This is a genomic window from Streptomyces sp. NPDC006733 (genome assembly GCF_040636125.1).
Taxonomy (GTDB): Bacteria; Actinomycetota; Actinomycetes; order Streptomycetales; family Streptomycetaceae; genus Actinacidiphila.
Genome location: NZ_JBEYJD010000022.1, coordinates 41,913 through 66,143 on the forward strand (window position 1 = coordinate 41,913; position 24,231 = coordinate 66,143).

Genomic DNA, 24,231 nt, shown 5'->3' on the forward strand with positions numbered 1-24,231 from the left:
CACCGGATTCCGGATCCGCACTGGACGACATACCGACTGGTCGGCATGATGGCAGGAACGCCAGGACCAAGGTGTGCCGGGTGGTGAGGAGCAGACGATGAGCGAGACGGACAATCCACCGGGGCTCGACCTCGGTCGGCTGCGCGAACATCTGGACCGGGAGCGCCCGGGTCTGGTGCGCGGCGCCCTGCGCGCCAGGCTGATCGAGGGCGGCCGCTCCAACCTGACGTACGCCGTCACCGACGGCACCGCGCGGTGGGTCGTGCGGCGGCCGCCGCTGGGGCACGTGCTGGCCACCGCGCACGACATGACGCGCGAGCACCGGGTGATCAGCGCGCTGCGCGACACCCCGGTCCCGGTGCCCGGCACGGTGCTGCTGTGCGAGGACCCCGAGGTGATCGGCGCCCCGTTCTACGTCATGGACTTCGTGGACGGCACCCCGTACCGCACCGCGGAGCAGCTCGCCGGGATCGGCCCCGAGCGCACCCGCGAGGTCGTGCTGGGGCTGCTGGACACCCTGGTGGACCTGCACGCGGTGGATCCGGCGGCCGTCGGCCTGGAGAGCTTCGGGCGGCCCGAGGGCTTCCTGGAGCGGCAGCTGCGCCGCTGGGGCAAGCAGCTGGAGGCGTCCACCAGCCGCGAGCTGCCCGGCATCGCGGAGCTGCACACCGCGCTCGGCAAGGCGCTGCCCGCCTCGCCCGCGCCCACCGTCGTGCACGGCGACTACCGGCTCGACAACGTGCTCGTCGGCGCCGACGACCGGGTGCTGGCCGTCCTGGACTGGGAGATGTCGACCCTGGGCGACCCGCTCACCGACCTCGGCCTGCTGGTGATGTACAGCGAGCAGGAGACCGTCCCCGACGTGCCCGTGTCCACCACCGGCGACGCGCCCGGCCACCCCGACGCCCGGGAGCTGGTCGAGCGGTACGCCGAGCGGTCCGGCCGCGACACCTCCGCCATCGACTGGTACACGGCCTTCGCCTACTTCAAGCTCGCCGTGATCCTCGAGGGCATCCACTACCGCTTCACGCTCGGCCAGACCGTCGGGGCCGGTTTCGACCGGATCGGCGCGCTGGTTCCCGCCTTCATCGACCGCGGGCTGCTCAAGCTCCGGCTCCAGCCCCAGGAGGACTGAGGACTGATGGATTTCGCCTACGACGCCCGTACCGAGGAACTGCGGACGCGGCTCACCGCGTTCATGGAGTCGCACGTCTACCCGGCCGAGCCGGTCTTCGCCGCCCAGCGCGAGCAGGCCGAGGGCGACGCCCGCTGGTCCGCGCCGCCCGTCGTCGGGGAGCTGAAGGCGGAGGCGAAGCGGCAGGGCCTGTGGAACCTCTTCCTGCCCGGCGAGCGCGGGGCGGGGCTGACCAACCTGCAGTACGCGCCGCTGGCCGAGATCACCGGCCGCAGCCCGCACCTGGCGCCGCCGGCGCTGAACTGCGCCGCGCCCGACACCGGGAACATGGAGGTGCTGAGCGAGTTCGGCACCGAGCAGCAGCGCAAGCAGTGGCTGGAGCCGCTGCTCGCCGGCGAGATCCGGTCGGCGTTCGCGATGACGGAGCCCGACGTCGCCTCGTCGGACGCGACCAACATCGAGACCCGCATCGAGCGCGACGGCGACTCCTACGTCGTCAACGGCCGCAAGTGGTACATCTCCGGGGCGATGAACCCGAAGTGCGCGATCATGATCGTGATGGGCAAGAGCGACCCGTCGGCCGAGCGGCACCGCCAGCAGAGCCAGATCCTCGTGCCGCGCGACACTCCCGGGGTCGAGGTCCGCCGCGGCATGCGGGTGTTCGGCTACGACGACGGCGACCACGGCGGGCACGCCGAGGTGGTCTTCACCGACGTGCGGGTGCCGGCCGAGAACCTGATCGGCGAGGAGGGCGGCGGCTTCGCCATCGCCCAGGCGCGGCTGGGGCCGGGCCGGATCCACCACTGCATGCGGCTGATCGGGATGGCCGAGCGCGCGGTCGAGCTGATGTGCCGGCGGGCGACGGACCGGGTGGCGTTCGGCAAGCCGATCGCCGAGCAGGGCGTCGTGCAGGAGTGGATCGCCGAGGCGCGGGTCGAGATCGAGCTGCTGCGGCTGCTGGTGCTGAAGACGGCCTGGCTGATGGACACGGTCGGCAACCGGGGCGCGCACACCGAGATCCAGTCGATCAAGATCGCCACCCCGGCCGCGGTGCAGAAGATCATCGACCGCGCGATCCAGGTGCACGGCGCCGGCGGCGTGAGCCAGGACTTCCCGCTGGCGGAGCTGTGGGCGGCCACCCGGACGCTGCGCCTGGCGGACGGCCCGGACGAGGTGCACAAGCGCTCGCTGGCGCGTCGCGAGCTGAAGAAGTACGTGTAAGCCTGCCGCTGCTTCGTGGGGGCGGGGCCGGGATCTCCGGCGCGAGGGTTCGAAATCGTGTAACTACGGGTGTGGCCGCCCACAGATACACGGCAGCATTTCGAACCCCCACGCCTGCGACCCCGGCCCCTCACGTTCGGACCCGGTAGTGCCGTCAGGTGTTGACGACCACTACCCGGCCGGTGGTCTTGCCGTCCGCCACCCGCTGGACCGCTTCCGCCGCGCCCGCGAGCGGGACGCGCTCGCTGACGTAGGGCTTGACGCTGCCCTCGGCGGCCAGCCGGGTGAGGGTCTCGTGGGCCTGCAGGACCGCCTGCGGGTCCTTCGTGTTGTACAGGCCCCAGTGCAGGCCGAGGATCGAGTAGTTCTTGACGAGGGCGTGGTTCAGGCCCGGGGTCGGGACCGTGCCGCTGGTGAAGCCGACGATGACGATGCGGCCCTCGAAGGCGATGCACTTCGTCGACTTCGTGTAGGCGTCGCCGCCCACCGGGTCGTAGACGACGTTCGCGCCGCGGCCGTTGGTGGCCTCCTTGACGACGGCCACGAAGTCCTCGCCGTACCGGTCGACGACCAGGTCCGCGCCCAGCTCGCGGGCGACCTTCGCCTTCTCCGGCCCGCCGGTGACGCCGATGACGGTGGCGCCGGCGGCCTTGCCGAGCTGGATCGCCGCGCTGCCGACGCCGCCCGCGGCGGCGTGCACCAGCAGGACCTCGCCGGGCTGCAGGGCGGCCCGGCGGTGCAGCCCGAACAGGCCGGTCTGGTAGCCGATGTGCAGGGCCGCGGCCTCGGCGTCGTCCAGCGCCTCGGGCGCCGGCAGCACCGAAGCGGCGCTGACGACGGCCAGTTCCGCGAACGCGCCGTGCGGCAGCGAGGCCGGGGAGATGATCCGGGCGCCGACGTCGAGGCCCGTCACGCCCTCGCCGAGGGCGAGGATCTCGCCGCACAGCTCGACGCCCGGGGTGAACGGCAGCGGCGGGCGGATCTGGTACTGGCCGCGGCACAGCAGGGCGTCGGGGAAGTTGATGTTCGCGGCGCGCACCCGCACCAGCACCTCACCGGGGCCGGGCTGCGGATCCGGTACCTCGTCGAGGCGCATCGCCTCGCGCGGCTCCCCGTTCTCGTGCACGCGCCATGCCTTCACCAGGTACCTCCAGGGTTGTCAGCTGGGCTGCCGCACCGAGTGCAGCAGCATGTCTGCGAAGTCCTCGGCGACCGTCGTCGCGGACAGCGGGCCGTCCGCGCGGTACCAGGTGCCGAGGTGGTGCACCGAGCCGAAGAAGTAGTCGACGACGAGGTCGGGCCGCAGCTCGGTGCGGAAGACCCCGTCCTTCTGGCCCTCCTCGATCAGGGCCCGGAACTTCTCGTGGTAGCGGCGGCGCTCGGCACGCACCGCCTTCTGCTTCTCCGGGCTCAGCTGGTGCATGGACCGGAAGAAGATCTTGGTGTCGTCCAGGTTCCCGATACTGGTGACGACGACGTCGGCGGCGGCCTCCGCCAGCCGGGTGGCGACCGGCGCGTCCTGGGCGGCGATGGAGTCGAGGCGCTCGGTCTGCAGCCGCAGCACGCGGCCGTAGATCTCGTGCAGCAGGTCGTCCTTGGAGCCGAAGTAGTGGTAGAGCGCGCCCTTCGTCACCCCCGCCGCTTCGACGATCTCCTGCACCGAGGTGCGGTCGTAGCCGCGCTCGGCGAAGAGGCGGGTGGCCTCGGCGAGCAGCCGCTCGGGAACCGCGGTCGCCTTCGTGGTCGTGCTGCGTGCCATGGCCTGCCCTTTCTCCGTGCCGATGCGCCGGTCGACATTCCGACCGGTATGGACCCTATCCGGCCCGGGCCTTCAGTTCGCGCCGCAGGATCTTGCCCGTCGTGGTCTTGGGCAGTTCCTCGATGACCTCCACCTCGCGCGGGTACTTGTAGGCGGCGAGCCGCTCCTTGCAGTACGCGATGAGATCGGCGGGCTCGGCGGCCACCCCCGGCCGCAGGCTGACGTACGCCTTGACGCTCTCGCCCCGGTACGCGTCGGGGATGCCGACGACGGCCGCCTCCCGGACGGCGGGGTGGGTGTAGAGCACGTCCTCGACCTCGCGCGGCCAGACCTTGAAGCCGGACGCGTTGATCATGTCCTTCTTGCGGTCGACGACGTAGAGCCAGCCCTCCTCGTCCATGAAGCCGATGTCGCCGGTGCGCAGCTCGCCGCCGGGCAGGGCCGCCGCCGACTCCTCGGGGCGGTTCCAGTAGCCGGGGACCACCATCGGGCCGCGCACGCCGATCTCGCCGTGCGTGCCGAACGGCACGTCCGCGCCGTGCTCGTCGATGATGCGCACCACGGTGTCGGGGCCGGGGACGCCGACGGACAGGGTGCCGGACTCCGGGTCGACGGGTGCCTCCTGGCCGGCGGGGACGCTCGCGCAGGGCGCGGTGCACTCCGTCAGGCCGTAGCCGTTGCGGATGTAGGGCCCGAACCGCTCGCGGAACCCCTCGACGATGGCCGGCGGCAGGGGCGCGCCGCCCGAGTAGATGTAGTGGAACGACGAGAAGTGGTCCGGCGTGGCCTCCGGGCGGGCCATCAGCGCCATGAAGGCGGTGGCGGGACCGACGGTGTAGGCCGGGCGGTACTCCTGGAACGCCTCCAGCACGACGCCCGCCTCGAAGCGGTTGGTCAGCGCCAGGGTGGCGCCGTTGGCGACGGCCGAGGAGAGCTGGGCCACCATGCCGGTGATGTGGAAGAGCGGCGCCAGCGCGAAGATCACCGAGCCGTCCGGCAGGGCGAGCATGACGCGCTGCCGGTCGGCGTTGTAGGCGAGGTTGCCGTGGGTGTTCATCGCGCCCTTGGGCGCGCCGGTGGTCCCGGAGGTGTAGCTGATCAGCGCGGTGCCGTCGCGCTCGGGGAGCGCCGCGGGCCCGGGCCCCGCGGCGGCGCGGGCCGCGTCGAGCAGGTCGTCCGCGTCGTCGGGGGCGGGCAGCCGTTCGGCGGGCAGCACGCGGCGGTCGTCGCGGGTCTGCAGGTCCAGCTCGCTGGTGACCAGCGCGATCGTGGCCGGCGAGCCGGCGGCGGTCTGCCGGACGTAGCCGTCCCAGGCCCGGTCGGAGCAGACGATCGCCCGGACCCCGGCGTCGGCGAGGATGTGGGAGAGCTCGTGCGTCTTGTACATCGGGTTGACCGGCACGACCACGCCGCCGGCCTTCCACGCGCCGAGCAGCGTGATGACGAACTGCGGGATGTTCTGCAGCATCACCGCGAGCCGGTCGCCGGGCGCGAAGCCGCGGGCCGCCAGGTGGTTCGCCAGGCCGTCGGAGAGCTCGTCGACCTCGCGGTAGGTCAGCCGGCCGTCGAAGTAGGCGAGGGCGGCGCGGTCGGGGACGCGGGCGACCGCGTCACGGAAGGCGTGCAGCACGCTCGGCGGGGCCGCGGGCAGCGCGCGCTGCTCCTCGGTGAAGTGCCGGAGCCACGGCTTGGCGGCGTAGGAGGTCACGAGCGGTCCCCGCCCTCCGTCGCGCGCTCCAGTTTCCGCTGCAGGCGGTTCATGCCGTCGATCCACTGCTCCGGGTCCGCGGCGCGGGCCGCGTAGTACTGGGCGACCTCCGGGTGCGGCAGGATCAGGAACCGCTCGGCGGCGATGCCGGCCATGACGGCGTCGGCGAGCTCCTCCGGCTCGATCGCGGTGGGCGCGAGCACCAGCTCGCCCGCGGCCCCGGCCGCCCGCATCATGTCGGTCCGCACGCCCTGCGGGCAGACCGCGTGCACGCGGATGCCGCGGTGCCGGTAGGTGAGCGACAGCCACTCGGCGTACGCGTAGGCGCCGTGCTTGGTCACCGAGTACGGCGCCGCGCCGACCATGGTGAGCAGCCCGGCGGCGGAGACGGTGGCGACGAACCGGCCGCTGCCGCGCTCCAGCCACTCGGGCAGCAGCTCGCGGGCGGCCCGGACGTGGCTCATGACGTTGACGTCCCAGGAGTGCTCCCACTCCTCGTCGGTGGCGTCCGGGCCGCCGGTGCCGATGCCGGCGTTGGCGCAGAAGACGTCGATCGTGCCGTCGAGCGCGTCCCGCGCCTTGCCGACGATCCCCGAGGCGTCGCCGGGCACCGCGATGCCGCCGATCTCGTCGGCGACGGCCTGCGCGGCTGCGGCGTTCAGGTCGTTGACCACGACCCGCGCGCCCTCGGCGGCGAATCTGCGGGCCAGCGCGGCGCCGATGCCGCCACCTGCCCCGGTGACGACCACTCGGGCATCGCGCAGGGTTTCCACGGCCACGATCGTGTCTCCTTCGACTCGACTGCATCTCGACTGGATACGGCTCAGGTACGGCTCGGTACGGCTCTTGGGTGCGGCCTGGGTACGGCTCTCGGGTCCGACTCGGGTACGGCTCCCTTCGCATACTAAGCGGTCGGTCAGGTGCACGGAAGGGCAAAATCGTATGCGCGGGGTATGGCCGGTCTCCTCCCCGTTCGGGATGATGCGGGCACATGGCGCGGATCGTGACCTGAGGAGACCGCCGTGACGCTGACGAGTGTGACGAGTGTGCGGCCCTACTGGGAGCTGACCTTCGACGAGGACGGCGACGTCGACGCGCGGCAGCGCGATCAGCTGCAGGCGGGCGCGGCCGCCGCGGGCGTCACCGATCTGCTGGTGTTCGCGCACGGCTGGAACAACGACCAGTCCATGGCGACCTGGCTCTACGACCGCTTCTTCGCGCCCTTCCCCGGGCTGCTCGGCCCCGGCGCCGGCGCGCGGCTGGGCTACGTCGGCGTGCTCTGGCCCGCCATGCGCTTCAGCGACGAGCCCATCCCGGACTTCACCCCCGCGCTGACGATCGCCCCCGCCCCGACCGGCAGGACGGAGCTGAGCGAGGAGACGTGCCGGGCCCTGACCGCCATGTTCCCCGAGCAGGGCGCGACGGTGGCGCGGCTGGCGGAGCTGCTGCGGGAGTGCCCCGACTCCCCCGAGGCGTTCGAGGAGTACGTGCGCCTGGTCCGCGACCTCGTGAAGCTGCCGGAGGGCTGCCCGGCCGCCGCGTTCGCCGCGGACTCCGACGACGGCTCGCAGTCCGACCCGGCGATCCTGCTGGACGACCCGGTGGCGCTCTGCGCGGAGTTCACCGCCGCCCTCCAGGAGACGGGCGTGGACTGCGGCCCCGACGGGCCCGAGGAACCGCAGCTGTTCGGCGGGATCCGCAAGCGGCTGTGGAACGGCGCGCACGAACTGCTGCGGCAGGCGACGTACTTCGCGATGAAGCGGCGGGCCGGCACGATCGGCCAGCGGGGCCTCGGCCCGGTGCTGGGCCGCCTCGCGCAGCCGGCGACGCCGGCGCGGGTGCACCTGGTGGGGCACAGCTTCGGCGCCCGGCTGGTGTCGTTCGCCCTGCTCGGACTGCCCGCCGGCGCGCACAACGTGAAGTCCGTGACGCTGCTCCAAGGGGCCTTCTCGCACTACGCGTACGCGCGCCAACTGCCGGGTGACCCGTCGCGCTCGGGCGTGCTGCACGACGTCGAGCAGCGGGTGGACGGCCCCGTGGTGTCCTGTTTCTCCCGCCACGACACGGCGCTCAGCGTGATCTACCCGATCGCGTCACGGCTGTCGCGCGACGACACCTCGCTCCTCGGGCTCGGCGACCGCTGGGGCGCGATGGGCTACGACGGCATCCAGGCCGTGACCGGCACCCGCAAGGCGACGGTCGAGGACGCCCGCACCGGCCGGTTCCCGGCGACCGGGTGCGTCAGCGTGGACGTGTCGGCCATCGTGCGCAGCGGCCCGCCGCCGGCGGGCGCGCACAGCGACATCTGCCACGAGGAACTGGCGCGCGTGGTGATCGCCGCGGGACGGATCCCGGCCTGAGCCCCGCCCCCTGGCGCTCGCCGGGGGACGGATCCCCGACCTGAGCCCCTGTCCCGTGGTCCTCGCCGCGGGACGGGTCCCGACCCGATTCCAGCCCCCTGGTGCTCGCCGCGGGACGGGTATCGACCCGATTCCCGCCCCGCGGCGCTCACCCGTTCACCGTGAGCCGCTACCGGTGCGCGGGGAACTCGACGACCTGCTGGAAGGTCGGGCGGTTCTGCCAGCTGATCTTGTCCTGGGTGATCCCGCCCAGCGGACGCTGGATGATCGAGTCGGAGCACCACTGGTCGCCGGCCGAGCAGTTCGCGTCGGCCGGGTAGACGGCGGTCGCGGGCTTCGCGACCGCCTGCTTCAACGTGGCCAGCAGCACGTCACGGCAGCCGCCGAGGGTGCCGCCGCCGCAGAAGGCCTGCGGCGTCCAGCCCTGCACGGGGTCGCCGAGGACCGTGCGCAGGTCCTTGTCGGTGTAGCTCCACCAGCCGTACTGGAACGCGCTGCCCGCGTGCGCCCCGGTCGGCCCGTGGCCGGCCGACGGTGACTCGTCGATCGACAGGTTGGACGTCAGCGCCGCGTACAGGCCGTCGCCGAGGCCGGGCCGGAACGCGCCGTCGACCAGCAGCGGCCACCACGCGTCCATCGTGCGGACCGCGTCCGCGTTCGCGTAGACGTGGGAGCCCGCCGCGGTCTCCCTGCGCTTGCTGCCCGCCGCGCCCCAGTCGGACAACTGCTGCACGGCGGTGACCAGTTGCGGGTCGGTGACCGGGGCGCTGCGCAGCACGCGCAGCAGCTCGGGCAGGACGTCCTCGCCGCGCAGGTCGGTCAGCGCGGCGTCGGCCATCGCCTTGGTGAGCGCGGACCGGGTCACCCCGCCCGCGGCGACGAGCTGCTTCACCCGGTCGTTCAGCAGATCCCCGCGGTGCACGGAGCCGTTGCCGAAGCCGGCCGAGGTGAAGTCCTTGGCCTGCTTGTTGTTCCAGGAGATGTAGTAGTCCTGGTCGACGGATTGCGGGTGCTGCGCCGGCGGGGTGTAGGTGGCGGTGTTCGTCGCCGGGTTCCAGCCCTGCCACTCGTAGGCGGCCTCCGCCTTCACCGGGAAGGACGGGTCGACGCCCGCGGCCCGCACCGGATTGGTCCCGCTGTTGAAGTACGCGGTCTGCCGGGAGTCCGCGTAGAACCAGTTGAAGGTGTAGTTGATGTTCTGGGTGGCCTGCTGGAACGAGGCCGCGTCATGGACGAAGCCGGGGTCGTTCAGCATCTGGAACCCGAGGATCGAGTCGGCCTCGTGCCGGTACGAGCTGCGCAGCGTGGTGTACGCGACCGCCTTGCCGCCGACCGTCGCGCGGTAGGCCACCGGCCCGTACGCCGTGCGGTAGACCTGCATCCGGTAGGAGCCCGCCGCCGTCGAGTCCGCGACCGTGGGCTTCCAGGAGTTGACGCGCTCCAGCTTCTCCATCGCCGTGCAGACGCCGTGGTAGACGTAGTGCACGGCGTCCTGGCACAGCTCGACGGCGTAGGTGTCGGTGATGTCCTGGCCGGCCGAGGTGGCGCTCCAGGCGTAGTCCTGGCCGCGGCCGAGCTCCACGTACATCCCCAGCCCGGCGAACGAGGCGCCGCGCGCGCTGATCCCCGGGCCCTGCAGCTCCTGGAGCATCAGCAGCTGGGGCGCGAAGTACCCGGTCTGCGGGCCGAACACGGCGAGCGGATGGCCGCCGGCGGTGTGCGCGCCGCTGACCACCAGGGCGTTGGACATGCCCTTCTTGGTGGAGAACAGGTTCGCCGGCAGCGCCCCGTTGTCGAAGATCCCCTGCGCGGCCTTGAGCGGCCCGGCCTTGACCGGCGTCTTCGCGGCGGTCGTCGCGCCGCCGGTCTGGTCGTAGACCAGCGGTTCCGCGACGACGGTGCCGGGCACCGGCATCGCCGCGCCCTGCGGGTTCGCGGGCTTGCCCGCGTACGGGAAGCTGGAGCCGTCGTGCAGGGTCAGCGTCGCCTCGGGGTCGTTGCGCTCGCGGAACGTCTCCCAGACCGTGGTGCCCTGCGTGACGCCGTACTTCTGCTGGGCGGCGAGCAGCGACAGCGCGCTCTCCACCTCACCGCCGCCGCCGGAGCCGAACAGCGCGCCGATGACCGAGCCGAGCGCGATCAGGTCGGTGAGCTTGAATGGCTGGATCTCACCGGCGTTGGTGATCGCGTCGATCTGTCCGGTCAGCACGTACTCGCCGGGGAAGTAGCGGCCGTTCTTGGCCGCGGTGATGTAGGCGTTGATGCCGGCGACGTACGCCGTCACGTCGGCGAGCGCCTGCTGCCCGCGCGGGCCGCTGTTCGCCGTGAGCTGGTCCACCTGCGCCTGGAGGTCGGCCTCCGTGTACGGGGCGGCCCGCCAGAACTCCTGCTCCAGCTCCCGGTTGGCGGCCGCGCCGCCCGCGAAGGACGACAGCTGGCCGCGCCCGACGTGCCGGAACAGGTCCATCAGCCACAGCCGGTCCTGCGCCGCCGCGTATCCGGCGCCGTACTCGGTCCCCTCGCGGGTGGTGCCCTTGATGTGCGGGACACCGGTCTTCTTGTCGCGGGTGATGGTGACGTCGGCGCGGGGCGTGGTCACGGACGCGACCTGGCCGGAGGGGACGCCGAAGGAGGCGTCGTTGAAGAAGGTGCTGATGGAGGCGTCGGTGAGCGACGGGTAGCCGGTGGCGAGGTTGGCGTACGGTCCGAGCTGGTCGGCGGCGTGCGCGGGGCGGGTGCCGAGGACCTTGTGGGCGAGGATGTCGGCGAGCGTCGCGTTGCCGTTCTCGCCGGCCGGCAGGATGTCGCCGCACCGGCCCTGGCAGTAGTCGATGACGGGGTCCGCGGCCGCGGCCGTCTGCGGCAGCGGTACGACGAGGGTGACGCCGAGCGCGAGCAGCGCCGCCGCGGTCACGGATCTGAACCTGCGGGTGACCGCCTTGCCCTTGCGGGCGCCTACCTTGCCGGTGCGTAGTTTGCCGGTGCGTTGTGGCATTCCTGCTCCTCCCGGAGGCCGATGGGCCGGAGGTTACCGCCGGTACGCTCCGGCCGGAAGGTGAACATGCGTCACCTTTTTGTTCGGCACTTCCGGCCTCCGGAAGGTTTACCGACGAGGCGACGCCGTACCCGCACGTCCGCCGCTCACCGGCTCACAGCGCGTCCCGGGGAGCGGCCTCGAAGAGCCCGATCACCCGCTTCACCAGTTCCGCTCCGGTGGGCAGGAGTTGCTCGTCCAGCCGCCCGATCGGAGCGATCCCCCGCGAGTTGCAGGCGAAGGCGCCGTCGAACCCGGGCACGTCCGCCACCGTCACCCGCTGGTGCCGCCACGGCACCCCGGCCGCGTCCATCTCCCGCTGGAGCACCCGCATCGTGATGCCGTGCAGGGCGGGCGCGTCGGGCCACACGACCGTGTCGCCGTCCGCGAAGCCGACGTTGGTGATCGCCCCCTCGGCGATCACGCCGCCGGGCCCGACGAGCAGCGCCTCGTCGAACCCGGCCTCGCGCGCGGCGTTGCCGAAGTACCCCTGGGCGAAGCCGCCGACGTGCTTCACCTGGGCCACCGGCCGCTGGTAGTCGACGGTCATCAGGCTCTGCGCCCCGCTGGGCGCGGCCCCGGGCCCCCGGACCGACACCAGCAGGGAGACGTCGTCGGCACCGTCGGGACGGTAGACGTTGACGCGCACCGAAGCGTCGACGTCGTCCCCCAGCGCGTGCCGCACCGCGTCGAGCACCCGCCCGCCGTCCAGCCCGGTCCCGAACAACTCCCGCGTGGCACCGTCCAGCCGCTCGACATGAAACCCGAGCCCCCGCACCGCCCGCCCCCTGACCTGCATGGCGGTGAAGTGCCCGTAACTGCTGACCATGACGAACCGCGCCAGGTCGTCAGCGGTGGCGGGACGGCCGTCGATCTCGATCCGGAAGGCGGGAGCTGAGCCAGGAGTACCAGTCATACCGGCTACCCAATCACGCCGCCCCCGCGGGTCGCCGGGAGTACCGGCGTCAGCTCTCCGCCGGAGCCCCCGGCAGCCAGCCGTCGAGCAGCCGCTCCATCACGGCCACGGGGAGGGCGCTGTTCTCCGCCGCCGCGGAGGCCACGGCCCAGTCGGGGTAGCCCAGCAGTTCCACCACGACCTCTGGAGGCAGTGCGGGGTGCAGGGCAGCGTGGCGGCGGCTGTCGGAGTGCTCCAGGCAGATCAGCAGCGTCTCCGCCGTGGCCGCCGGGTGGCGGGCGATGGGGCGCAGCGCCTTGCGCACCGCGTGCGAGTCGAGCGCCATCCGGTGCAGCAGATCGGCGGGGCAGTGCGGATTGGTGGCGACCGCACTGTAGACAGCCGGCCCGTGCCGTTCCGCGATGGCCCGCAGATGGGCCGCGGTGAGGGACGGATGGGACGCGATCCGCTGGGCCACACCCGCGTCCGGGTCCCCGGCCAACCCGGCGAGCAGATCGGCGGGGAGGTCCTCCCGGACGGCGGCGAGTGCGCGCACCTGGGCGACGGGAGACGCGGCCAGCTGCCGCAGTTCGTCCTCGGACGCGGCGGCGATCCTCGGCAGGATCTCCCGGGGAGGGCGCCGGCGGGCCGCGATCGTCATGAGCAGGTCCAGCGAAATGGCCGGGTTGGCGCCGAGCTCGCGGCGGACCTCGGAGGACGGATCCCCGGCGAGGCGTCGCAGCAGCGATGCGGGGACGTCGGGGTTTCCGGCCAGAGCGGCCCGGACCGACGGGGCGGGGTCGTCGGCCAGCGCGGTGTACACCTCTTCCGCGACGCCGGGGCGTTCCGCGATCAAGGCGCGCTGCCAGGGTTCCGGCAGGGAGATGAACGCCGCCATGCCGTCCGGCGGCGTCGCGGGATTCCGCAGTGCGGAGAGCTGGACCTCAAGGATGCCGGGGGCGTGGTCGCCGCACTGGGCACGGCGCTCGTCAGGGTCCGCGACGGTGTGGCACGAACCGCACATGGTGGGCGGCGGGCTGCCGCCGTCGGCGAGCAGCCCGGCGAGGATGCGGGCCGGAGCCCGGTCGTTTTGGGCCAGCGCGGAGCGGACGGCGGTGCTCGGGTGCCGCGCGAGCGTCTCCATCAGGTCGGACGGCAGCGCCGCGTTGCCTGCGAGCGCCTGCAGCACGCTGTGGTCCGGGTCGTCGGCGAGGACGTGGAACGTCTCGCCGAGGTCCTGTTCCAGGTCCGCCACCTCCCAACGGACGTCCCGGTCGGGACAGCGGGCGAGCTCCGCCGCCCAGGAGAGCGGCGCCAAGCCGCTGACGAGGGCGGCGAGCGCCACCTTCGGGTCGTCCCGCGGCACCTCCTCCAACGGCAGGGACCCGGCCCACACCAGCGCCTGCAGCACCCGACTGGCGCCCCGCTCGACCAGCGCGCGCCGCAGGCCGGGCCCGAGGTCGGTCCGCGTGGCGAGTTCGCCGAGGAGATCCTGGTCGGCACGCTCGACGAAACGGGCGAGCAGCCGCCGCGGCAGCGCCTCGTTCTCGGCGAGGCCGCACAACTGGGCCCCGTGTTCCAGCACCGGGTGGCTCACCGCCTCCGTCACCTGTCCTCCATGGCGTCGGCCCGCGTACGGGCATCCCGCATCATGACCCATCACCCCCGGCCGCCGTGCGGCTGGTTCCGGGGTCTGGATTGCTACCGACGGGTAGTGCGAGGATCGCGGCGCACGGTGACGGGATGTCGAACGAGCAGAGGACGGGACAGCCATGGCGCAGCTGCACGATCTGACCGCGGTGGAGCAGGCGGAGGGGATACGGAGCGGGACCGTGTCGCCGGTCGAGTTGACCGAGCACTATCTCGACCGCGTCGAGCGGCTCAACGAGACCGTGGGCGCGTACATCACCGTGACCCCCGAGATCGCCCGCAAGCAGGCGGCCGACGCGGAGGGCGAGGCGCTCGCCGCGCGCCGTGAGGGGCGGGAGCTGGCGCCGCTGTACGGGGTTCCGGTGCCGGTCAAGGACCTCAACTTCGTGGCGGGGGTGCGCTGCACGCTCGGCTCGCGGGCGTACGCCGACCACGTGCCGGACATCGACGACCATGTGGTGACCAGGCTCCGCGAGGCGGGCACGATCCTGCTCGGCAAGACCAACACCCCCGAGTTCGGGCTGCCCTGCTACACCGAGAACCAGCTCGCGCCGCCCGCCCGCACCCCGTGGGACCTGGAGCGGTCCGCCGGCGGGTCCAGCGGGGGCGCCGGCGCGGCGGTCGCCGCCGGGCTGGCGCCGATCGCCCAGGGCAGCGACGGCGGCGGCTCGATCCGCATCCCGGCGTCCGTCTGCGGGCTGTTCGGGATCAAGCCGAGCCGGGGGCGCGTCAGCGGCGGGCCGGTGCAGCACGACGTGAGCGGCCTGGCCACGTCCGGGCCGCTCGCCCGCAGCGTCGCCGACGCCGCCACGCTGCTCGACGTGCTGGCCGGCCCGATGCCCGGCATCCCGTACGGCGCGCCCTCGCTGCCGCAGGGCGCGACCTTCGCCTCGTACGCCGGGGTCGAGCCGGGCCCGCTGCGGGTGGTCGCGCTGCCGACCCCGCCGGTGCCCGGCGTCGAGCTGCACCCGGACTGCCGGGCGGCGTTCGACGGGACGGCCGGTCTGCTGCGCGACCTCGGCCACCAGGTGGACGAGATGGAGCTGCCCGTCGACGACTCCGTCCGCGACGCCTTCAGCCGGGTGTGGGCCGTGATGTCGACCGTCTACCCGGTCGCCCCGGAGCACGAGGAGCTGCTGATGCCGCTCACCCGGCACCTGCGCGAGCAGGGCGGCCGGGTGTCGGGGCCGGAGTTCGCGGGAGCGCTGTACGCGTTCCGCGCCCTGGGACAGCTGATCGCCGACGCGCTGCTGTCGTCGTACGACGTCATCCTGACCCCGACGCTCGCCCAGCCGCCCGCCCCGGTCGGCGGGCTGCGCAACGACGGCGACCCCGAGGCGGAGTTCGCCGGCCTGGCGGCCTTCACGCCGTTCACCCCGCTCTACAACGCCACCGGCCAGCCCGCGGTGTCCGTCCCGCTGCACTGGACGGAGGCGGGCCTGCCGATCGGCGTGATGTTCGGCGGCCGGTACGGCGACGAGGCCACGCTCATCTCGCTCTCCGCGCAGCTGGAGGCGGCCCGGCCCTGGGCGCGGCGGCACCCCGCCATCTGGTGACCGCGAGGCACTGAGTCCCTCCTGTGCCCCCGTCCGGGCGTTGACACGGCCGTCGACCGGAACCATGCTGAGCAAGCGCTTGGTAACCCGTCGGACAGTTGGGCACAGGAGGCATCAGATGTCGCAGGCCAGGATCTTCGCTTCGCTGGACGATCTCCGGGCGGCGGTCGGCGAGCAGCTCGGTACGACCGGCTGGCTGGAGGTCGACCAGAAGCGGATCGACCTGTTCGCGGAGGCCACCGGCGACCACCAGTGGATCCACGTCGACCCGGAGAAGGCCGCGCAGGGACCGTTCGGCACCACCATCGCGCACGGCTACCTGACGCTGTCGCTGATCCCGTCGCTCACGCCGGAGCTCTTCCGGGTCGAGGGCGTGAAGATGGGCGTCAACTACGGCGTCAACAAGGTCCGCTTCCCCGCGCCCGTCCCAGTCGGGTCGCGGCTGCGGGCGACGGCGCAGATCGCGGAGGTCAGCGAGGTCGGCGGCGGCGTCCAGCTCGTCACCAAGGTGACGATCGAGCGCGAGGGCGGCGACAAGCCGGTCTGCGTCGCGGAGACGGTGGCCCGCTTCTACCTCTGAGCAGCGCCGGCGGCCACGGTGGGCCGGCCGGCACGGTTACGGCAGGTCGGCCCGCACGCTATGACTGGTCGGCCGGCACCGGCTGGCGCGGGCTGACCATCCGCCCGACGAGGTCGGCGTAGAGCACGCCGACGTCGTCGGGCGTGCGGCGTCCGTCGGGGTTGAACCACCGGGCGACGTCGATGCACAGCGACAGGATGGCGAGGGCGGTGCCCGCGACGTCCGGCACGTCGAACTCGCCGGTCCGCACGCCGTCCTCGATGATCGAGCGGACCGCGCGCTCGGACTTGCGGCGCAGCGCGACGATCTCGGTGTAGTGGTCCTCCGCGAGCGCGCCCAGCTCGTACTGCACGACGCGCGCGGTGGTGTGCCGCTCGGCGTGCCAGCTGACGAAGGCCCGGACGGCGACGGCGAGCCGCTCCCCCGGCGCACCGGCGCCGCCTGCGGCCTCTTCGAGCAGCCCGACGGAGCGCAGGTGCCCGACCCGGCTGATCTGGTAGAGCAGCTCTTCCTTGGTCTTGTAGTGGATGTAGAGCGCCGCGGGGCTCATGCCCGCGCGTCCGGCGATGTCCCGGGTCGTCGTCGCGTGGTACCCGCGCTCGGCGAACGCCTCGACCGCGGCGATCACCAGCCGGCGGGCAGCATCCGGGGTGACGTCGCTCCACGCGTCGGGCGTTCCTGCCTCCACATCCATGGCCGACACCCTACAGCCAAGGTGAGCAAGCGCTTAGATACCGTCCGGTCGGTCAATCGGACCGGCGGCGACGCCGGCGGCGGCTCAGAAGGCCGAGACCCCCGTCAGGGCGCGCCCGATGAGCAGCTTGTGGATCTGGCTGGTGCCCTCGTACAGCGTCATGACGCGCGCGTCCCGCAGCAGCTTCCCCGCCGGGTACTCGTCGATGTACCCGTACCCGCCGAACACCTGCAGCGCGTTGTTGGCGGCCCGCACCGCGGCCTCGCTCGCGTAGAGCTTCGCCACCGACGACTCGGTGGCGAAGGGCAGCCCGCGGTCGATGTGGTCGGCGACGCGCCAGGTCAGCAGCCGGGCGGCGTCCACGTCCACGGCGATGTCGGAGATCAGCTCCTGCACCAGCTGGTGGTGGGCGATCGGCTTCCCGAACTGCTCGCGCTCCCCCGCGTACGCCACGGCCGCGTCCAGGCACGCCTGCGCGATGCCGACGCAGCCCGCCGCGACCGACATCCGGCCCTTGGCCAGGGCGGACATCGCCACCGAGAAGCCCTTGCCCTCGGGCGCGATCATGGCGGAGGCCGGCACCCGGACCCCGTCGAGCACCAGCTCGGCGGTGGCCTGGCCGCGCAGCCCGAGCTTGCCGTGGATCTCCCGGCGGGTGAGCCCAGGGGTGTCGGTCGGCACCAGGAAGGCGCTGACGCCCTTGTGCCCGGGCGCCCGCTCCGGGTCGCCGGTGCGGGCGAAGAGCAGCACGACATCGGCCCAGGTGCCGTTGGTGATGAACATCTTGGAGCCGGTGATGACGTACGAGTCGCCGTCCCGCACCGCGCGGGTGGTCAGGTTCGCGGCGTCGGAACCGGTGCCGGGCTCGGTCAGCCCGAAGCAGCCCACCGCGTCGCCGGAGGTGAGCCGCGGCAGCCACCGCTGCTTCTGCTCCTCGCTCCCCCAGTGCGCGATCGACTTGGCGACCAGCCCCAGCGACACCGAGACGATGCCGCGGACGGCGGAGTCGCCGCGTCCCAGCTCCTCGGTGACCAGGCAGTACGCCAGGTGGTCGCCGCCGGAGCCGCCGTACTCCTCGTCGATCGTCAGCCCGAGGAAGCCGAGCGCGCCGAGCTTCTTGACGATCCCGCGGTCCACGCTCTCGGCGCGGTCCCACGCCACCGCGTGCGGGGTGATCTCGCGCTCGGTGAAGTCCCGGGCGAGCTGCCGGACGGCGGTCTGCTCCTGCGAGAGCGCAAGGTCCACGGGGGCACCTCCCATAAATTAGCACCGCTAGTTTTTAGGGTGCAGGCCCTACTATGCGTGCCATGGCCCGCCCTCGCAAGCCCCTCCTGAACCGCGAACTGATCGTCGCCGCCGCCCTGTCCCTCGTGGACGCGGAAGGGCTGCCGGCGCTCTCGACGCGGCGGCTCGCGGCCGAACTCGGAGTCAGCGGGCCGTCGCTCTACAACCACTTCAAGGTCAAGGACGACATCCTGGACGCGGTGGCCGACACCGTCGTCTCCCAGGTCGATCTGTCGATGTTCCAGCGGTCCCAGGGGCCCCAGGGGTCCCAGGAGCTCCAGGGCGGCCCCGACTGGCGGGCGGCGCTGCTGGCCTGGGGCCGCTCCTACCGCGCGGCCCTGACCGCGCACCCGAACATCGTCCCGTTCCTCGCCCAGGGCCCCGGCCGCAGGCCGGCCGGCCTGCGGATGGCCGACGCCGTCTTCGGCGCCATGGTGGACGCCGGCTGGCCCCCCGCCCAGGCGACCAGGATCGGCGCGCTGATGCGCTACTTCGTCGCGGGCTCCGCCCTCGGCTCCTTCGCCCGCGGCTTCGTCGACGACGCGGGCGCGTACGACCCCGCCGACTACCCCCGCCTGGGCAGCGCGCACCTGCTGGCGGAGCACCAGCAGCAGGTCGACGAGGGCGCGTTCGAGACGGGCCTGCGGGCGCTGGTCGACGGTCTCGCGATCCAGTACGAGGCCGGCGGTTACGATGCCCCGCATGTCTGACGACGTGCGGGTGAGGTACCGGAAGTACGACGGGTCGCTGCACTGGAACATGGAGATGCGACGGCTGGGCGAGGACGAGCACGGCGTCTGGCTCGGCGTCTCCGGCGGCAGCTCCTCGCGGAAGGGGCACGAGCCGGGCATCGTCTTCCCGGAGGCGTACGTGCTCCTGTTCCCCCGCGAGGCGTGGTGGACCGCGACGTTCAACGCGGCCCCCCGCCCCACCGAGATCTACTGCGACATCACCACGCCGCCCCAGTGGATCTCCGAGACCGAGGTCACCATGGTCGACCTGGACCTCGACGTCGTCCGCAAGCGCGGTGTGCCGGCCCCGCGCCTGCTGGACGAGGACGAGTTCGCCGACCACCAGGTGCGGTACGGCTACCCGCCCGAGGTCGTCGAACGGGCCGCCGCGTCCGCACGGTGGCTGATGCGGCAGATCGCCGACGGCGCCGAGCCGTTCTCCACGGTCCACCGCGAGTGGCTCGCCCTCGTGGAGTAGCCGCGCCGGTGGCAGAACGGCCGGCAGCTCCCGGGGGCTCAGTCGAAGACGACCAGGGCCCGGCCGCCACGGCCCTGCGTCATCGCCGAGAACGCCGCCGGGATCCCGTCAAGACCGATCCGTTCCGTCACCATGCCGCCCAGGTCGAGGCGCCCGGCCCGGATGTGCTCCGCCAGCACCGGCAGGTCCCGCGCCGGGTCGCTGTTGCCGAACACGCAGCCCGACAGCGTCCGGCCGAAGTAGAACAGCTCCAGCGCGGTGAACGTGACCTGCTGGTCCTGCCCGCCGATGCCGACCACCGTCGTCCGGCCCCCGCGCCGGGTCGACGACCAGGCCGTGCGGATCGTGTCGGCGCGGCCGACGCACTCGATGGCCACGTCCGCCCCGTACCCGCCGGTGAGCTTGCGGATCTGCTTGGCGGTGTCGTCGGAGGCGAGCAGGAAGTCGGTGGCTCCCGCCGCCCGCGCCAGCTCCTCCTTCGCGGGCGAGACGTCGACGGCGATCACCGGTCCGGCGTCCGCGATGCGCGCGGACTGCAGCACGGAGAGCCCGACGCCGCCGACGCCGAAGACCGCCACCGACTCCCCGCCGCGCACCCGCGCGGCGTGGTGGACGGCGCCGTAACCGGTCAGGACCGCGCAGCCGAGCAGCGCGGCGTCGGTGAGCGGGATGCCGTCCGGGAGCGGCAGGATCGCGTTCTCGGGGACGACCGTCTCCTCGGCGAAGACGGCGGTGCCCAGGCCCGCGTACAGCTCGCTCCCGTCGGAGGCGAGCTTCGCGTACGGGGTCGTGGCGCCGGTGCCCGCGTTGGCGCAGAGCCACGGCTCGTCGAGGGCGCAGAAGTGGCAGGCTCCGCAGGAGGGGGCCCAGTTGAGGACGACGCGGTCGCCCGGCGCGACCGCCGTGACCCCCTCGCCCACCTCAATGACGGTTCCGGCGCCCTCGTGCCCCAGGACGGCCGGGGCGGGCTGGCGCAGCGTCCCGTTGGACAGCGACAGGTCGGAGTGGCAGACACCCGCGGCGGCGAGGCGGACCCGGACCTGGCCGGGGCCCGGTGCCGGGATCTCGATCTCGGTGACGATCAGGGGCTGGCTGACGGCGGGAAGGACGGCGGCGCGGACCACGGAATTCCTCTCGGACTCTCTGCTCGGACTACGGATCACCAGCTGGGCGGGCGGCCCGGCCTCGGCACCAGGCCTTGGGGGTACCAGGCCTCGGCATCAGGACGCGGGCCGGGCCGCGGAAACGCGACTCAGCACTGCTCAGAACTGCAGCGACTTCGTCTGCAGGTACTCCGCCAGGCCGTGCGCGCCCAGCTCGCGCCCGACGCCCGACTGCTTGTAGCCGCCGAACGGTGCCAGCGGGTTGAACCGGCCGCCGTTGATGTCGACCTGCCCGGTGTCCATCCGGCGGGCGAAGGCCACGGCCTCCCCCTCCTCGCCGGCCCAGACCGCCCCCGCCAGACCGTAGACGGTGCCGTTGGCGATGCGCAGCGCGTCGTCCTCGTCCTGGTACTTCAGGATCGCGACGACCGGGCCGAAGATCTCCTCCTGGGCGATGGCCATGTCGGGCGTGACGTCGGCGAAGACGGTCGGGCGGACGTAGTAGCCGTCGGTGAGTCCTTCGGGGGCGTCGGGTCCGCCCGCGACGACCCGGGCGCCCTCGTCGATGCCGCGCTGGATGTAGCCGCGGACCCGGTCGCGCTGCTTGCGGCTGACGACGGGGCCGAGCCGGTCGCCCGGCACGTACTTGGCGGCGGCGGCCGCGGCCAGCTCCACGGCCTCGTCGTACCGGTCGGCGTCGACGAGCATCCGCGTCCACGCGCTGCAGGTCTGGCCGGAGTTGGCGAAGACGTTGCCGAGGCCCACGTTGACCGCCTTGGCGAGGTCGGCGCTCGGCAGGATGACGTTGGCGGACTTGCCGCCGAGTTCGAGCGCCACGCGCTTGACCGCGGCGCCGGCGGTGGCGCCGATCTGCTTGCCGACGGCCGTGGAGCCGGTGAACGAGACGAGGTCCACGTCCTCGTGGGCGGCCAGCGCCTGTCCGGCGACCGGGCCGAGGCCGGTGACGAGGTTGAACACCCCGGCGGGCAGGCCCGCCTCGTCGACGGCCTCGGCGAAGAGCTGCGCGGTGAGCGGGGTGTCCTCGGCGGGCTTGAGGACGATCGTGCAGCCGGCCGCCAGCGCGGGCGCGACCTTGGCGACGATCTGGTGCAGCGGGTAGTTCCAGGGCGTGATGGCGCCGACGACGCCCACCGGCTCCTGCAGCACGGTGGAGTTGCCGACCTTCTCCTCGAAGGCGTACGACGCGGCCAGCTGCGCGTACGAGCCGGCGACGGCGATCGGCAGGTCGGTGTGGACGGCGGCCGCGAAGCCGAGCGGGGCGCCGAGTTCGGCGCTGATGGTCCCGGCGATCTCCTCGCGGCGGGCGATCAGCCGGTCGCGTACCGCGCCGATCAGGGCGGCGCGGTCGGCGGGCGCGGTCGCGGCCCAGCCGGGGAGCGCCGCGCGGGCGGCGCGCACGGCGGCGTCGACGTCCTGCGCCGTGCCGGCCGGCACGGAGGCGATGACCTGCTCGTCCGCCGGGTTGACCACCTCGATCGACTCGTGCCCGGCGGCGGGGCGCCAGGCTCCGTCGATGTACATGCCGTCGTGAGCCTTCACGTCGTCGTCCTCCCGGTAGGGGGCGGGTCTCCCTGACCCGCCCAAACTAGCGCTGTTAGTTTTCGCACGCCAGAGGCTCTCCCGTGCTCTGGCTCACGTCACACGGGGACCGGTGGACATCGGCGGGGTCCGGCGGTGGTCGGCGGATGTCGGCGCACCCCACGCCGACCGTACGCCCGGCACCCGTTCAGCCACGGTCCGGCAGCGCCGAGACCTGCACCGGGAACCCGTTGAGCACGGCGGTCCCGGAGAGCGGGTCGAGGCGGCTGCCGTCGAGGAGCTGGTTGACGTTGACCCCGGGGCGCAGCCCCGCGGTGGCGAGCCGGGTGCCGGCGCGGTCGTGCCCCCAGCCGTGCGGCAGGCTGACGACGCCGGGGCGTACGGCGTCGGTGACCTCGACCGGGGCCTCGATCTCGCCGCCGTCGCCCTTGATCAGGGCGGTCCCGCCGTCGGCGAGCCCGAACCGGACCGCGTCCTCGGGATGCACCTGCAGCGTGCACAGGTTGGTGCCGCCGGAGAGCGCCGGCAGGTTGTGCATCCAGCTGTTGTTGGAGCGCAGGTGGCGGCGGCCGATGAGGACGGGGCCCGCGGCCCGTTCGGTCAGCGAGCGCAGCAGCCTCGGCACGTCGGCGGCGATCGGCGCCGGGGCGAGCTCGATCCGGCCCGTCGGGGTGCGCAGCACCTCGGGGACGCGGGGGGCGAGCGGGCCGAGGTCGATGCCGTGCGGCCGGTCGAGGACCTTGTCGAGGGTCAGGCCGTACGGGCCGAGGCGGAGCATGAGGTCGATCCGCCGCTCGTAGCCGGTCCTGCCGCCGAGCCCGGCGGCCAGCTCCGCCGGGTCGCCGCCGTGCAGCGGCGAGTGCGGGTCGGCGGTCGCGCGGGCCAGCAGCCGGGCGATGGCCTGCTCGTCCACGGCGGCGGGGTCGGCGTCCGGCGCCGCGCCGGACAGGATCAGCACGAGCCGGGCGTAGATCTCGGGCTCGCCGGGCCGGCCGTCCTCCAGCTCGACGGCCGGGCGGCTGTAGCGCACGGTGTTGCGGACGGCGAGCGTGGAGAAGGCGAAGTCGTAGTGCGCGCTCTGTGTCGGCCGCGGCGGCGGCAGGACGACGTGGGCGTGCCGGGAGGTCTCGTTGAGATACGGGTCGACGCTGACCATGAAGTCCAGCCCGGCCAGCGCCCGGTCGAGGCGGTCGCCGTCGGGCGCGGAGAGCACCGGGTTGGCGGCGAGGGCGATGACGGCCCGGACGCGCCCCTCGCCCGGGGTGTCGATCTCCTCGGCCAGGGCCGCGGAGGGCAGTTCGCTCTTCACCTCGGGGTGGCCGGAGACCCGGCTGTGCCAGCGCCCGACGGTGAAGCCCCTGCCGGGCGCGGCGGGCCGGGGCGCCCGCGCGGTCGGGGCGAGCGGGAACATGGCGCCGCCGGGCCGGTCGAGGTTGCCGGTCAGCACGTTGAGCACGTCCACCAGCCAGCTGCACAGGGTGCCGAACTCGACGGCGGTGCTGCCGAGCCGGCCGTAGACGGCGGCGCTGGGCGCTGCGGCCAGTTCACGGGCGAGGGCCCGGATCTCGGCGGCCGGCACCTCGCACACGCCCTCGACGGCCTCCGGGGTGAAGTCGGCGGCAAGCGCGCGCACCTCCTCGACCCCCGTGACGTGGTCCGCGAGCGCGCCGAGGTCGGTGAGGCCCTCGGCGAACAGCACCTGCACGACCGCGAAGAGCAGCGCGGCGTCGGTGCCCGGCCGCAGCGAGACGTGCCGGTCGGCGACCTCGGCGGTGCGGGTGCGCTTGGGGTCGATGACGGTGATCCGTCCGCCGCGCTTGCGCAGCGCCTTGAGCTTGCCGGGGAAGTCCGCGGCGGTGGCCAGGCTCCCGTTGGAGACCAGCGGGTTGGCGCCGATGATGAGCAGATGGTCGGTGCGGTCCAGGTCGGGGACCGGGATCGCGTTGGGGTCGCCGAAGAGGTAGCCGCACGCGACGTGCTTGGGCATCTGGTCCAGGGTGCTGGCGGAGAAGACGTTGCGGCTGCCCAGGGCGCCGATGAGCTGCGCGGGGTAGAGGCCGCCCGCGACCGTGTGGACGTTGGGGTTGCCGAGGACGACGCCGACGGCGTCGGCCCCGTGCGCGGCGGTGACCGCGCCGAGGCCGGCGGCGACGGCGGCGAACGCCTCGGCCCAGCCGGTCTCGACCAGCCGGCCGTCCTTGCGGACCAGGGGGCGGGTCAGGCGGTCGGGGTCGGCGTCGAGGGCGCCGAACGTCGCCCCCTTGGGGCAGATGAAGCCGGCACTGAACACGTCCTCGCGGTCACCGCGGGCGCTCGTGACGGTGTTCTCGTCGAGGGTGAGCGTCAGCCCGCAGGTGGCCTCGCACAACGGGCAGATTCGCAGGGCGGTACGGGTCATCGGGCTCTCCTGGGACGACGGCAGCACGCGTACAGCCGAGCATACCGACCGGTATGCATGCGTGAACCCCCACGGCGGTCCCAAT

At 73.2% G+C, this 24,231-nt stretch carries 19 protein-coding genes; 7 read left to right on the forward strand and 12 right to left on the reverse strand.

Annotated elements, in window-relative coordinates:
- The first annotated feature begins 97 nt into the window (after window positions 1-97).
- Window positions 98-1,135: a phosphotransferase family protein gene (locus tag ABZ721_RS20545; RefSeq protein WP_358790063.1), complete on the forward strand. Its 1,038-nt coding sequence runs from the start codon at window positions 98-100 to the stop codon at window positions 1,133-1,135.
- Window positions 1,136-1,141: 6 nt separating this feature from the next.
- The gene (locus ABZ721_RS20550; RefSeq protein ID WP_358790064.1) at window positions 1,142-2,356 is read left to right on the forward strand and encodes an acyl-CoA dehydrogenase family protein; all 1,215 of its coding nucleotides are present in this window, start codon (window positions 1,142-1,144) and stop codon (window positions 2,354-2,356) included.
- Window positions 2,357-2,510: 154 nt separating this feature from the next.
- Here the strand turns inward: ABZ721_RS20550 and ABZ721_RS20555 are convergent, their stop codons facing one another.
- Genes ABZ721_RS20555 through ABZ721_RS20570 form a run of 4 tightly spaced genes read right to left on the reverse strand, consistent with a single transcriptional unit; the run spans window position 2,511 to window position 6,596 of the window.
- The gene (locus tag ABZ721_RS20555; RefSeq protein WP_358790065.1) at window positions 2,511-3,497 is read right to left on the reverse strand and encodes an NADPH:quinone oxidoreductase family protein; all 987 of its coding nucleotides are present in this window, start codon (window positions 3,495-3,497) and stop codon (window positions 2,511-2,513) included.
- An 18-nt stretch (window positions 3,498-3,515) separates the two neighbouring features.
- The gene (locus tag ABZ721_RS20560; RefSeq protein ID WP_358790066.1) at window positions 3,516-4,115 is read right to left on the reverse strand and encodes a TetR/AcrR family transcriptional regulator; all 600 of its coding nucleotides are present in this window, start codon (window positions 4,113-4,115) and stop codon (window positions 3,516-3,518) included.
- Between the two features lie 55 nt (window positions 4,116-4,170).
- Window positions 4,171-5,823 carry an AMP-binding protein gene (locus ABZ721_RS20565; RefSeq protein ID WP_358790067.1) on the reverse strand — a complete coding sequence of 551 codons (1,653 nt, stop codon included), beginning with the start codon at window positions 5,821-5,823 and terminating at the stop codon, window positions 4,171-4,173.
- On the reverse strand, window positions 5,820-6,596 hold the full coding sequence (locus ABZ721_RS20570; RefSeq protein ID WP_358790146.1) for an SDR family oxidoreductase: 777 nt from the start codon (window positions 6,594-6,596) through the stop codon (window positions 5,820-5,822). The genes ABZ721_RS20565 and ABZ721_RS20570 overlap by 4 nt, the downstream gene beginning before the upstream one ends.
- Before the next feature lie 249 nt (window positions 6,597-6,845).
- Between ABZ721_RS20570 and ABZ721_RS20575 the strand changes: the two genes are divergently transcribed.
- Window positions 6,846-8,183 (forward strand): serine-threonine protein kinase, encoded by a 1,338-nt coding sequence (locus tag ABZ721_RS20575; protein ID WP_358790068.1) that lies wholly within the window; start codon window positions 6,846-6,848, stop codon window positions 8,181-8,183.
- Window positions 8,184-8,352: 169 nt separating this feature from the next.
- On the opposite strand, the gene ABZ721_RS20580 is transcribed toward ABZ721_RS20575, so the two are convergent.
- From ABZ721_RS20580 to ABZ721_RS20590, 3 genes are all read right to left on the reverse strand, one after another.
- On the reverse strand, window positions 8,353-11,178 hold the full coding sequence (locus ABZ721_RS20580; protein ID WP_358790069.1) for a penicillin acylase family protein: 2,826 nt from the start codon (window positions 11,176-11,178) through the stop codon (window positions 8,353-8,355).
- A 154-nt stretch (window positions 11,179-11,332) separates the two neighbouring features.
- Window positions 11,333-12,133: an aminotransferase class IV gene (locus tag ABZ721_RS20585; RefSeq protein ID WP_358790070.1), complete on the reverse strand. Its 801-nt coding sequence runs from the start codon at window positions 12,131-12,133 to the stop codon at window positions 11,333-11,335.
- 49 nt (window positions 12,134-12,182) lie between these two features.
- Window positions 12,183-13,721, reverse strand: coding sequence for a hypothetical protein (locus ABZ721_RS20590; RefSeq protein WP_358790071.1), 1,539 nt, complete (start codon window positions 13,719-13,721; stop codon window positions 12,183-12,185).
- Window positions 13,722-13,884: 163 nt separating this feature from the next.
- Between ABZ721_RS20590 and ABZ721_RS20595 the strand changes: the two genes are divergently transcribed.
- Entirely contained in the window at window positions 13,885-15,318 is a 1,434-nt protein-coding gene (locus ABZ721_RS20595; RefSeq protein WP_358790072.1) for an amidase, read from the forward strand.
- Between the two features lie 118 nt (window positions 15,319-15,436).
- Window positions 15,437-15,898, forward strand: coding sequence for a MaoC family dehydratase (locus ABZ721_RS20600; RefSeq protein ID WP_358790073.1), 462 nt, complete (start codon window positions 15,437-15,439; stop codon window positions 15,896-15,898).
- Between the two features lie 58 nt (window positions 15,899-15,956).
- On the opposite strand, the gene ABZ721_RS20605 is transcribed toward ABZ721_RS20600, so the two are convergent.
- A complete protein-coding gene (locus tag ABZ721_RS20605; RefSeq protein ID WP_358790074.1) occupies window positions 15,957-16,592 on the reverse strand; it encodes a TetR/AcrR family transcriptional regulator in 636 nt (211 codons plus the stop codon).
- A gap of 84 nt (window positions 16,593-16,676) precedes the next feature.
- Window positions 16,677-17,837: an acyl-CoA dehydrogenase family protein gene (locus ABZ721_RS20610; protein WP_358790075.1), complete on the reverse strand. Its 1,161-nt coding sequence runs from the start codon at window positions 17,835-17,837 to the stop codon at window positions 16,677-16,679.
- Between the two features lie 62 nt (window positions 17,838-17,899).
- On the opposite strand from ABZ721_RS20610, the gene ABZ721_RS20615 reads away from it, so the two are divergent.
- Window positions 17,900-18,586, forward strand: a complete 687-nt coding sequence (locus tag ABZ721_RS20615) for a TetR/AcrR family transcriptional regulator C-terminal domain-containing protein (protein WP_358790076.1) — start codon at window positions 17,900-17,902, stop codon at window positions 18,584-18,586.
- Window positions 18,579-19,085 carry a DUF402 domain-containing protein gene (locus tag ABZ721_RS20620; protein ID WP_358790077.1) on the forward strand — a complete coding sequence of 169 codons (507 nt, stop codon included), beginning with the start codon at window positions 18,579-18,581 and terminating at the stop codon, window positions 19,083-19,085. The genes ABZ721_RS20615 and ABZ721_RS20620 overlap by 8 nt, the downstream gene beginning before the upstream one ends.
- 38 nt (window positions 19,086-19,123) lie before the next feature.
- Here the strand turns inward: ABZ721_RS20620 and ABZ721_RS20625 are convergent, their stop codons facing one another.
- From ABZ721_RS20625 to ABZ721_RS20635, 3 genes are all read right to left on the reverse strand, one after another.
- Entirely contained in the window at window positions 19,124-20,209 is a 1,086-nt protein-coding gene (locus tag ABZ721_RS20625; RefSeq protein WP_358790078.1) for a Zn-dependent alcohol dehydrogenase, read from the reverse strand.
- A 138-nt stretch (window positions 20,210-20,347) separates the two neighbouring features.
- Window positions 20,348-21,748, reverse strand: a complete 1,401-nt coding sequence (locus ABZ721_RS20630; RefSeq protein ID WP_358790079.1) for an aldehyde dehydrogenase family protein — start codon at window positions 21,746-21,748, stop codon at window positions 20,348-20,350.
- A 187-nt stretch (window positions 21,749-21,935) separates the two neighbouring features.
- The gene (locus ABZ721_RS20635) at window positions 21,936-24,146 is read right to left on the reverse strand and encodes a molybdopterin-dependent oxidoreductase (RefSeq protein WP_358790080.1); all 2,211 of its coding nucleotides are present in this window, start codon (window positions 24,144-24,146) and stop codon (window positions 21,936-21,938) included.
- Window positions 24,147-24,231: the final 85 nt, after the last annotated feature.

What these genes read in the sequence shown, in the direction of transcription:
- ABZ721_RS20545 (WP_358790063.1), top strand. Translation starts at nt 98, where the DNA reads ATGAGCGAGACGGACAATCCACCGGGGCTCGACCTCGGTCGGCTGCGC.
- ABZ721_RS20550 (WP_358790064.1), top strand. Translation starts at nt 1,142, where the DNA reads ATGGATTTCGCCTACGACGCCCGTACCGAGGAACTGCGGACGCGGCTC.
- ABZ721_RS20560 (WP_358790066.1), bottom strand. Translation starts at nt 4,115, where the DNA reads ATGGCACGCAGCACGACCACGAAGGCGACCGCGGTTCCCGAGCGGCTG.
- ABZ721_RS20580 (WP_358790069.1), bottom strand. Translation starts at nt 11,178, where the DNA reads ATGCCACAACGCACCGGCAAACTACGCACCGGCAAGGTAGGCGCCCGC.
- ABZ721_RS20585 (WP_358790070.1), bottom strand. Translation starts at nt 12,133, where the DNA reads ATGACTGGTACTCCTGGCTCAGCTCCCGCCTTCCGGATCGAGATCGAC.
- ABZ721_RS20595 (WP_358790072.1), top strand. Translation starts at nt 13,885, where the DNA reads ATGGCGCAGCTGCACGATCTGACCGCGGTGGAGCAGGCGGAGGGGATA.
- ABZ721_RS20600 (WP_358790073.1), top strand. Translation starts at nt 15,437, where the DNA reads ATGTCGCAGGCCAGGATCTTCGCTTCGCTGGACGATCTCCGGGCGGCG.
- ABZ721_RS20605 (WP_358790074.1), bottom strand. Translation starts at nt 16,592, where the DNA reads ATGGATGTGGAGGCAGGAACGCCCGACGCGTGGAGCGACGTCACCCCG.
- ABZ721_RS20615 (WP_358790076.1), top strand. Translation starts at nt 17,900, where the DNA reads ATGGCCCGCCCTCGCAAGCCCCTCCTGAACCGCGAACTGATCGTCGCC.
- ABZ721_RS20620 (WP_358790077.1), top strand. Translation starts at nt 18,579, where the DNA reads ATGTCTGACGACGTGCGGGTGAGGTACCGGAAGTACGACGGGTCGCTG.
- ABZ721_RS20635 (WP_358790080.1), bottom strand. Translation starts at nt 24,146, where the DNA reads ATGACCCGTACCGCCCTGCGAATCTGCCCGTTGTGCGAGGCCACCTGC.